We start from the raw sequence: 10190 nt of genomic DNA on the forward strand, positions 1-10190 counted from the left end.
ACTTGATCATACGACAAGATGCATAAGCTGTCTTCGCATTTACAATGATTTATATATGGGCTCAGCGCATGTTGTTTTCAATCATCTTTATTGAATAATTTAAAGGCTGGCACATATTTTCGCCATGTTTAAGCAAAATAAATGCCTGAGTTGAGCACAGCTACTGCAATATGCAAATTATTAACTACATCAAATAAATAAAGCACCTATATACTAGAAAGAGAAAGTACAAATGCTTTATCCATCTGTACGTTCAAATTATTGCGCTCAAACTTTCCAGCTTAAGATTTAGAGGATTATTGATTTGCAAAAATTAAATCGAGTGCGCTGTCGTAGTCTGCAGCAAAGTAAAATTGAAATGCCGTGACTTTGGAGGTGAGGAATTGCTGAATTTCTTCCGTCACACCAGCCACATAAATTTTAGATACTTGATGTTGCTGCGCCAGGCCCAGTAACTCGATCGTCTTTTCTAAAGTTTGATCATGCCCAATAATCAGCGCGCCAACCGTACCCTGTGGCTGCTTATATAATTGCATGCGAGTGATATTGCTGTTTTTAAGTGCGTCTGACATGTGTATTCCATACAAAGAAAGGATAAAAAAGATCAAAACCTTTAGAAATCAAGCTGAATCATGCTGTGTATCAAGTTCAGTAGATTCCGCTTGGTTTCATTTCGAGAAGCCTAGATCATTAAAAATTATAAGCTCAATATATACAAATATACTTTTCAAATCTAATCGCTTAGGTGATTCCTTCCAAAAAGCACCTTAGTAAGCAATTCATATCAATCTTCTCATTTGGATTTGATTGCATACTTCTGTTTAAACCTTGCACCAAGATGTTTCTTTTTCAACAGTTTAAGCATTTTGAGAATGCATCTGGGATAGAAACACTCATCAATATTATTTTGTTACTTTTAAATTAATAATTTATTTTCAATACCTTAGTAAGTAAATATACAGTTTATCTGCTTTAAAATCTCTACTCAAAACAGTTGAGCATGCGTTTTGCATCTACTTAATTGCCAAAAGCAAAATATTCAGAATAAAACAAAAAGAGGTGCATTATGTTTATTAAAGAACACATCATCCGTATTGAAAATATGAAGACACTGCAAGCACTTGATGCTGTAAATATCGACCATCAGGTGATTGCAATGTTTATGACCTGCGAAGGGATTCCACTCAAAGCCTTTGAGGTCAGTTCATTACTTAACTCATATAGTGCATTAGGCACTAAAAAAGTTGCGCCTAAAAAAGTGCAAGCTTTAATACAAGCCAAACAACTTGGAGAGGAGGACGAATCGATCCCATGCCCAGCCGCCTATTAATAATCCATTCTGACTAAAAGCTGCATCATCACTATGCAGCTTTTTTTATTTGTCGACTTCTCGCCTGAGCTGCTGCAACTGAAATTGCAAACCCGTCTTTAAACAGAGATGTGTATAATCAATTTAACCTTTCAAGAAACGCTGGCAACATGTTCAATATTCTACGCAAACAAATGGATGAAAGTACGCAATGCCCGTTGTGTCGTGCATCTATGTATTGGGTAGATGCTGAAAAATTAGATGAGCAAGAATTTAATTTTTATCAGTGTAGCCACTGTCATCATCAAATATTTCCAGAACAGCAATACAACTGTCATTGTGAAAACTGTCAGGCTGCGCGAAAAAAACTACTGAAAGAAACCCGTTTACAAGAACAGCGTAAACTCAAAAATAAAGATATCGTTGAACGTGAATTAAGTGAACTGAGTTTTTTACAGAAACTCTTTTTGCTGGCTTTATTGGATAATCACGTCCAAGAACATACGGCGCATCAAGAATTTATCGACTGGGACGCTATTAAGTATCATAACATCAGCCCGAATTATTTCTTCCAACAATCACTCAAAAAGCATCTCGTGCATGAGCAAATTTTGATTGTGAAAGATGATGCACTACAAGCTGAACAGTATTATATCAATGTCCGTTTGGATGGATATTCAGAGCCCAGCCTTTTTAGCGTAGCACAGCAACTGCGCCATTGGTTTTATGAAAATTTAGCTCTGGGTGTTCCTTTTAAAAGCGCTGACGAAGTGAAAGAGTGCTTGTATCTCCTACTGTTTCAAGAAATTGTCCAATTCATGCAGTTTTACTGTAAGACATGGGGCATTCAAATTGCAGGGAATAAAAGCTTTCAAGTGTTCTGTTATCGCCTACTCGACCATCTAGCGGTTGGGCAGATTTACTATATGATTCAGTCAGCACTCGAATATCTACATAAACAAAAAGCTCTGCAAGTACGTAATGAAAACTTCATTAATACTAATCTGTTAAAAAAGACCTTACAGCAATACCGTGAACGTGGCTTACAGGAAAAATGGGAAACCTTTACCCTCCCTCGTCCGCCACAATTACCGTTTAGTAAAATGAGTGAAATTTTGCTCTTTAACTTTTTAGGACTCGATGAAAGTATCTTTGTGCAACCGATACGCCATGCTTGGAAAAAAATCGAACCACGATTAAATTTTTATTCCACAAAGCGCTGCATGTACTGTGGTTCACAAGAGCTCTCTGTCGATTATGATGCCGCAGATTATGTGACCCTGTTCTGCCGTAATTGTAAACATCAAGACCATTACTTCACCCGCTAAGGGAGAAAACGATGAATCAATCTGAAAATTTTGAAACGACCATGAACAGTGAATTAACTGACTTAAATAGCCCGCTTTTACAAAGCGTCATTAATGCGTGGATTGAACTTCAATCCAAACAACCTTTGGTGCATATCCTCACCAATGCAGTTGCGAGCAATTATGTCGCCAATGTCCTTTTAGCTGCGGGTGCTTCTCCTGCAATGATTGATAATCCCTTTGAAGCCGAAAGCTTTGCCTCTATTGCCAGTGCATTGAATATCAATTTAGGTACGCCAACGTCTGAACAAATGCAGGCCATGCAAATTGCTGCACAAACAGCACAAAATTTAAATAAACCTTGGGTGCTTGACCCTGTCGGTTATGGCCCCGTTTTGCCATGGCGATCTGAAATGGTTGACCAATTACTCCAATACAAGCCAAGTATTATTCGCGGCAACGCATCAGAAATTAGCGGTCTTGCAGGTAACCAAGGTGAATCCCGCGGTGTCGATAGCACGCTCAATAGTGCAGAAATTTATTTAAATGCTGTGCCCTTGTTAGAACACTGTGAATGTGTGGCAATTTCAGGCGAATCAGATTTCATCTTATCGAAAGAAATGAATGCGGTGATACAGATTAATGGTGGATCTTACTTACAACCCAAAGTGACGGCTTCTGGCTGCGCTTTAGGTGCGTTAACAGCGGCTTATTGCGCCGTGAGTGAAACGCTAACTGCTGGCACGGTCGCAGCACATTTGCACTTTGCGATTGCGGGTCAAAAAGCCTATGAAATTAGCTCAAGTGTCGGCAGTTTTAATGTTGCATTTTTAGATGAAATTTATAATCTCAATGAAGACGATTTCAATCAACTTGCCAACATGCAAATTTATGCACTATGAAGCTATGATAGCTTGAGAAAAAAAACAGCTTGAGTAAAAGGCTCAAGCTGTTCAGGGATTCATACTGTTTTGTACTAATTAGGGTGTGTTGACATTTACAGCCGATAAATTGAGCTAAAGAGGCAACCATATAAATATACAAGCTAAAGCAACAGCGCTTTGATAGTTACGTTTTAGCTTATCGTATCTTGTGGCAATTCCTCTAAATTGTTTTAATCTACAAAATGCATTTTCAACTAAATGTCTGATTTTATATATATACCAGTCCATATCATCATTGCTAGATTTGGCATTTGATCTTCGAGGAATGTTTGCTTTCGTATTACTTTCTCTAATTTTCTTTCTGAAACTTTCTGAATCATAGCCTTTATCTGCACATAGCATTTCTGACTCTGTTAAATCTAATTTTGATACAAGATCAGGTGCAACCTTAATATCATGTGGAGTTCCATCTGAAATAATAAATTCAATAGGATTACCATTTGAATCGATTGCTAAATGTATTTTTGAACTATTACCACCAATACTTTTGGAAATACTTTGATTCTTAATACCAGCTGAATGTTGATGCGCTCGTACATGGCTCCCATCGATAAAAATCCACTCTTTATCAGCATGCTGGCTGAATAATTCAAAAATATTCATAAACTTACTATTTTTAGACCATCGATTATATTTCTTAAAAATAGAATTTGATTTACCAAACTCTTGAGGTAAATCTCGCCAAGGACAGCCTGTTCTAATTCGAAATAAAATCGCTTCAATAAAATTCCGTAAATTTAATTTGAGATAAATATTAAAGTGACGGAAAATAGCAAGTAACTTGGACCAGTGTTGATCATTTAGCATTGTTCGAGGCATAGCGAGTGTAAAATTGGGTTTGGCGATTTAATTTTACTATCTCGCTATTTTTTTAATCAACAAATGTCAACAGACCCTAATATGCGACAAAAATTTTACTGTGCCGTACTGTCACTTGCAGCATTGGCATCAAACATTTCTGAATTTTCGATCGTTTCTGTTGGATTACTCAAAATCATGTCGAGGTCATAGTCCCCCGCATAGACAATATTTTTGATTTTTGAACAGTCGCCATCACTCATTTCATAATTTAATACTTTGGCTTCATCGCCAATTTTAAACTCAGCACGAACGACGTTTTTATTTTCATCAAAACTCAGTTTAGGCTGAACACCTTTTTTCGAATCTTGCTGCGGATCTTGGCTATCCGTGAAAATATCAAAATCCACATTACACGCTTGTTGCGACTGCTTACAGTTAATTTCTGCTTGCATACGTTCCGCTAACGATGGCTCAAAATAGGCAGTAAGTTGATCTTTACTCAAAGCATGCAATTTCAACTCTTGATCATAAATTTGTTTGACCAGTTTTTCGGGGGCAACACATTTCTGCGATTGCTCCTGTACTTTTTGCTCTGCTGGCTGACAAGCCGTTAAAAAGATCGCCGCGCCGAAACCGAATAATCGATATATCGTCATTTGTCGCATAACACATCCATGTCCATCATTAAACTGCCCGCCCAACTGCCAGATTCATACTTGCTTCAAAAATAGTTGAAACATTTAATTTACAAATACACATTAAACCCATGCCATCAAAATAATCTGGCACGTGCTGCATAAAAAATTGAACATGTTCATCAGATTTTTTCCGTAGCCGAACCAATTGCTCAGGCGTCACCTTCGGTAAATCACAACGATGAACAAAAATATCCTCAGCGCGATGCTGCACATCATGCTGACGGATTTTATAACTGTTTAAAACATCCGCATACTCAGTGGGCATCGGGACACCATGCCTTGGATAAAACTTAACAGAGCGCGAGGCAAATAATGTATATACCTTTGGTTGTGCCAATGTAGCCACAAACCACATCGGAATCGCTGGAAATCGAATCTGATGCTGCATCGCCACTTTAATCGCCGAATTTAAGGTCAGGTTTTTCCGCCGGTAATCTACCAATACCCCTGCCCGTGAATTAAAAATAAAAATCGGCCGATTGTTATGCATAATTTTTAATATACGCACAATGTTTTGCCCGATCAGTTTATCTTGCTCAAAATACTGAATAATTGGTAATGCTACAATATCGGGGTCATGCATGTATTGATAAAGTTGCTCAATTTTCGATGTCGGGAAAATACGTTGATCAAACTCCCAGAGCCGTTGAAACAACTCATGTTTTTCTTCAGTCGTGAGTTTGCAAAAATCAATGATATTCTCAGTGATCGCCATACCAACACCCATTTTCTTAATGGATTAACTTTGATGTTTTTTCAAAGTCCCTAGTTATAAAGTTTTCCGAAGCGATATTTAAATGAAATAAAATTATTCATAGATCATCAATGATGATTAAAACCCAAAGTTAAAAATGAATCGCTATTTACCCTCATGCTTTTTTTAAAATCAACCCTATCAATATTTTTTACTTTTGAACCGCTTTAACCCTCTAAAAGCTCAAAAGTTGCAGCGTTTTTTTACTGTTACATCATGTAAATATAATACGTTTTAACATCGTGAATTACAGCCCCCTTGGATAGGATTTCTTATACTTTCTAGTCATACAAAAAAGACAGCTTCTAAAAGCTGTCTTTGAGTTATTTTAAGATTTAAGCATTAAGCTTGGTAATAGATATCAACCGTTTTAATGCGGTTTTCATCCATTGCCGTAACTTTAAATTGGATGCCTTTAAATTCAACCACAGTTCCGACTTCAACATTGCCATGAGTCTGATCCAAAATGAGGCCTGAAACACTGATGTAACCATCATCTTCTTCGATCAAATCCAGCATTTCCAATTCAAGTTCTAACTGATACAGATCGAGCATGCCTGAAGCTTTCCAATGTTCATCATCGATTTTAATCAAATCAAGTTGTTCATCCGCATCAGGGAATTCACCAGCAATCGCTTCAAACACATCGAGTGGTGAAATCAGACCTTGTACCGCACCAAACTCATCCGTAACCAGTACCAAAGAGCCTTTAGAGGTACGCAAGGTATTAATCGCATCAATCACCTTCATCTTTTGGAAAATAAAGATCGGACGATGACGTTTAATCAATGCTTTTAGATCATCTTCACTATCTAAAACATCAATAAGCTCTTTCGCACGGACAATACTAATCACTTTATCCAAGCTACCACGACACACAGGGAATAAACTGTGCGGCACTGAAAGGACTTGCTCACGAATTTGCTCAGGTGTGTCATTTAAATCCACCCAAGAAATTTGATTACGGGGAGTCATGATCGATGCAACTGAACGCTCTGCAAGCGTCAATACACCACCAATCATGTAACGCTCTTCGTCTGCAAAGGTTTCTTGCGCTTGATTACCGACTTGATCGGCTTCTAAGCGCCCACCCATCAGCTTTAAAATACTGTCCGCAGTACGGTGGCGTAATGGAATTTTCGCTTCGTGTTTTTGAGCATTACGCTGACTAAACTGGTTAAAGGCTTCGATGATAATCGCAACTCCAATACCTGAGTAGATATAGCCTTTCGGAATGTGGAAACCAAAGCCTTCTGCAATCAAACTAATACCGATAAGTAATAAGAAGCTTAAACATAGAATCACGACGGTTGGATGTCGGTTCACAAAGGCCGTTAACGGTTTAGATGCAAGTAACATCACTGCCATTGCCACAATCATTGCAGCCATCATGACATAAATGTTGTCGACCATACCGATTGCTGTAATAACAGAATCAAGAGAGAAAACTGCATCTAAGACAACAATTTGCGCCACGACTGCCGTAAAGCTCGCATAAGCCACTTTTGTTGTCACTTGAACTTCTGGTTTACCTTCTAATTTCTCATGCAGCTCTGTGACCGCCTTATAGACTAAGAACAATCCACCGAACAATAATATGAGATCTCGACCAGAGAATGTCCAATCAAAAACGGTAATCAGGGGCTTTGTTAATGTGACCAACCAAGAGATTGCAAATAACAATCCTAATCGCATTAACAATGCGAGTGAAAGACCAAGTATACGGGCTTTGTCACGTTGTTCTGGAGGGAGTTTTTCTGCCAAAATGGCAATGAAGACTAGGTTATCAATCCCTAGTACAATTTCTAAAATAATTAATGTAAGTAAACCAACCCAGATTCCAGGATCTAACAAAAATTCCATTAGCTCTCTTCCTCATTCTGGATTGTAAGAATATCTTTAATCAGACCAACGCACGGCGACGGATCCATAAATTTAACCTGTGTAACTATAGACCATTCCATTATGCACAATCTTGCGCATTTGTAATGTATTCAAGCATATTTTTTCGCATCAACAATATGACAAAATGTTAAAAAACGCTGAATGCGTTACAGTTTGAATGGCCGATATAAAATACACTTCTAGATGTTAAAACCTACTTTTTGAGATATCCGCTTCCACTTTAAAAAAAGCTTGAATTCACCTGACTTTTAATTAAATGTAATTAAATACGTTGTATGAGATTGTATGACAAATCTAATGAATTATTTATTTCAACCTTTTGGTAAAATATATTAATATTCAATTTAAATTAAAAACTTATTTATTTTCACTACACTATCTGTATACCCAACTTTGCTTTTATTCTCTTTTAATCATTTGGACAGAATATCAATATAATCTATTAAGATAATCTAAAAATGAGATATCTTATACTTTCTATTTTTTTATTGTGAACTCTTGCTATTACCCTCTATTTTTCAATAGAATGTTAAAACATTAAATAAAATTAAAACAAATATTCAGGGGACTCCTTCATGACAAAAAAGTATTCAAAATTTTTACCATCCACCGATGACTTTAGTTTAGAAAATTTTCCTTTCTACTGGGTTACTCAGGTGCATTCACAATATGTTTTAAACGTCGACCATGCCTTAAAAAAGTATGGCGTTGATAATTCACGTCGTCGCATCCTGCTCGCACTCAAGTCTAAACCTCATGCGAGTGTTTCGGATTTATCTGAAATGGTCGTGTCTAAAATGTCGACGACAACCAAGATCGTTTATCGTTTAAAAGATGAAGGCTTAGTAGATACCTATTCTTGTGAAGATGATGCGCGTATTACCCGCGTCGTGTTAACCGATAAAGGCACTGCTATGACGCAGAAGATTAACGATCTAACGAATGTCGTTCTAGAGCAATCTTTTGAAGGCTTAACACCGCTACAAATTGAAAAAACCATGGAAAGCTTAAAGCATATTTTCAAAAACTTAGCGCGCTAAGCATTCTGCATCACCGAAATATCAATCGAAAAAGTTCAGTTGGGGACTGATTTTTTCGATTTTTATTTTGGGTGCGTGTGCACATTCAAACTCATCAACAGGAAAACCTTGTACAAAACTTTGGATGTTCGGTGATTTCCAACTTAACCATTCCTCTAATCGCGCATGCGGAATCACAATCACTGAGCGTTTTACATTGCCCGGCTCATGAAAGTGTTTCATCATCTCATGCTGAATAGCGTCCATCGTAATCATGGTACTTGAACGTACAATCTCATCACCTTGTCTACAACTGTCATATAAGGCAGCGATGTAAAACGCTTCTCCATCTTTGCGTTTAACGCTCCAACGCTGTGGCTTATTGTCGATATACATTGACTCATAAAACTCAGACACGGGAATTACACCAAATTTACATTTTGAGATTGCATTAATAAACGTAGGCTTTTGGTACAAAGTTTCATTACGAGCATTATAGGTTTTTAGTGCAATAGATTTGTCTTCAGCCCATTTAGGCACCATGCCAAAACCCACTTTTCGCCACTCTAGCCCTTGTTCAGACTTAAAGAGCAGCGGCAAATCATAATTAGGATAGACTTCCTCAGGATATTCAAAACTGATTTCAGGCAAGTTTTGAGACTTTAATTGCGCTAAGCTAATCGGTTTGAAATTGGCACACATATTTGCCATAATCCGCAAAAATTCAATCTTTATAATAAATGAAAAATCTAGACCGAAGTCGCTTTATCGTTTTAATTCTCAGTTTAAGTCTATATCCAACTGCAAAGCAGCAAAAGTTTCTGTACATACCGTTTCATTTCTACCTTTTAGTCTCGACGCGCTCTATCTCAATGAATATCCATTTAAACAAGGCCTGATCAATGAAAGTGACATCCCTGCTGGCAAGTACCGTATTCAATATAAGCATTTTCGCAATCAGCAAATGATCAGTACACATCATTGGGTTACGGTCAAAAATCATCCCAATACTCAAGAACAACAATTTTCATTCGTCATCTTGCCTGATGGTGAAATGATCAATGTCTCTGACTTTAAAATTACATCTCCAGAAATGTTTCCTGAAATCCGTTTTGCAAAACATGCTCAAAATAGTTATCGCTTGATGCAAAATCAGCAAAGACAATGAGATCAATTTGGCGTGATTCTTCCTGACGCAGATGAAGCCCACACGACAGAATTAGAAGATCAATTTGGCTGGTTTACAGTGAACGCAGATGAAGGCCGTGTCAGGACAGATTGTACAGGCACTTTTAAGATCAATCCTCTGGATGCGCTCCCCTATTTCACTATAGCTAAATACCAAATAAATCATTACAGTAATCTTTAAATAATTTATCAATATCTTTAACTCTAAACTTAGTTCGAATCGCCTTGACTCGTGACCACATATTTTCTATTGGATTTAAATCTG

11 protein-coding genes are annotated in these 10190 nt (G+C 37.4%); 5 read left to right on the top strand and 6 right to left on the bottom strand.

Annotated elements, in window-relative coordinates; all coding sequences use genetic code 11:
* Positions 1 to 296: 296 nt before the first annotated feature.
* The gene (locus tag FTU65_RS11100) at positions 297 to 572 is read right to left on the bottom strand and encodes a hypothetical protein (protein WP_168378916.1); all 276 of its coding nucleotides are present in this window, start codon (positions 570 to 572) and stop codon (positions 297 to 299) included.
* Positions 573 to 1066: 494 nt separating this feature from the next.
* Here FTU65_RS11100 and FTU65_RS11105 point away from each other — a divergent pair, with 494 nt between their 5' ends.
* The 3 genes from FTU65_RS11105 to thiM all read left to right on the top strand — a co-directional run bounded on the left by FTU65_RS11105 (position 1067) and on the right by thiM (position 3518).
* Positions 1067 to 1330, top strand: coding sequence for a hypothetical protein (locus FTU65_RS11105; protein ID WP_180010321.1), 264 nt, complete (start codon positions 1067 to 1069; stop codon positions 1328 to 1330).
* Between the two features lie 149 nt (positions 1331 to 1479).
* Entirely contained in the window at positions 1480 to 2637 is a 1158-nt protein-coding gene (locus tag FTU65_RS11110) for a hypothetical protein (RefSeq protein ID WP_111885041.1), read from the top strand.
* Between the two features lie 11 nt (positions 2638 to 2648).
* Positions 2649 to 3518 carry a hydroxyethylthiazole kinase gene (gene thiM / locus FTU65_RS11115; protein WP_180010320.1) on the top strand — a complete coding sequence of 290 codons (870 nt, stop codon included), beginning with the start codon at positions 2649 to 2651 and terminating at the stop codon, positions 3516 to 3518.
* A 114-nt stretch (positions 3519 to 3632) separates the two neighbouring features.
* On the opposite strand, the gene FTU65_RS11120 is transcribed toward thiM, so the two are convergent.
* The 4 genes from FTU65_RS11120 to FTU65_RS11135 form a co-directional block, all read right to left on the bottom strand.
* Positions 3633 to 4379 carry an IS5 family transposase gene (locus FTU65_RS11120; protein ID WP_180010319.1) on the bottom strand — a complete coding sequence of 249 codons (747 nt, stop codon included), beginning with the start codon at positions 4377 to 4379 and terminating at the stop codon, positions 3633 to 3635.
* 95 nt (positions 4380 to 4474) lie between these two features.
* Complete coding sequence (locus tag FTU65_RS11125; RefSeq protein ID WP_180010318.1) at positions 4475 to 5026, bottom strand: hypothetical protein; 552 nt, start codon at positions 5024 to 5026, stop codon at positions 4475 to 4477.
* 19 nt (positions 5027 to 5045) lie between these two features.
* Positions 5046 to 5774, bottom strand: a complete 729-nt coding sequence (locus FTU65_RS11130) for a hypothetical protein (RefSeq protein ID WP_180010317.1) — start codon at positions 5772 to 5774, stop codon at positions 5046 to 5048.
* A gap of 381 nt (positions 5775 to 6155) precedes the next feature.
* On the bottom strand, positions 6156 to 7676 hold the full coding sequence (locus tag FTU65_RS11135; protein ID WP_180010316.1) for a transporter associated domain-containing protein: 1521 nt from the start codon (positions 7674 to 7676) through the stop codon (positions 6156 to 6158).
* Between the two features lie 617 nt (positions 7677 to 8293).
* Between FTU65_RS11135 and FTU65_RS11140 the strand changes: the two genes are divergently transcribed.
* Positions 8294 to 8758 (top strand): MarR family winged helix-turn-helix transcriptional regulator, encoded by a 465-nt coding sequence (locus FTU65_RS11140; RefSeq protein WP_078193646.1) that lies wholly within the window; start codon positions 8294 to 8296, stop codon positions 8756 to 8758.
* A gap of 21 nt (positions 8759 to 8779) precedes the next feature.
* Here FTU65_RS11140 and FTU65_RS11145 read toward each other — a convergent pair whose 3' ends face one another.
* Positions 8780 to 9439 carry an SOS response-associated peptidase family protein gene (locus FTU65_RS11145; RefSeq protein ID WP_180010350.1) on the bottom strand — a complete coding sequence of 220 codons (660 nt, stop codon included), beginning with the start codon at positions 9437 to 9439 and terminating at the stop codon, positions 8780 to 8782.
* Between FTU65_RS11145 and FTU65_RS11150 the strand changes: the two genes are divergently transcribed.
* Positions 9429 to 9905, top strand: a complete 477-nt coding sequence (locus tag FTU65_RS11150; protein WP_180010315.1) for a hypothetical protein — start codon at positions 9429 to 9431, stop codon at positions 9903 to 9905. The genes FTU65_RS11145 and FTU65_RS11150 overlap by 11 nt on opposite strands.
* Positions 9906 to 10190: the final 285 nt, after the last annotated feature.

It is taken from the genome of Acinetobacter sp. YH12129 (genome assembly GCF_013418685.1).
GTDB lineage: Bacteria > Pseudomonadota > Gammaproteobacteria > Pseudomonadales > Moraxellaceae > Acinetobacter > Acinetobacter amyesii.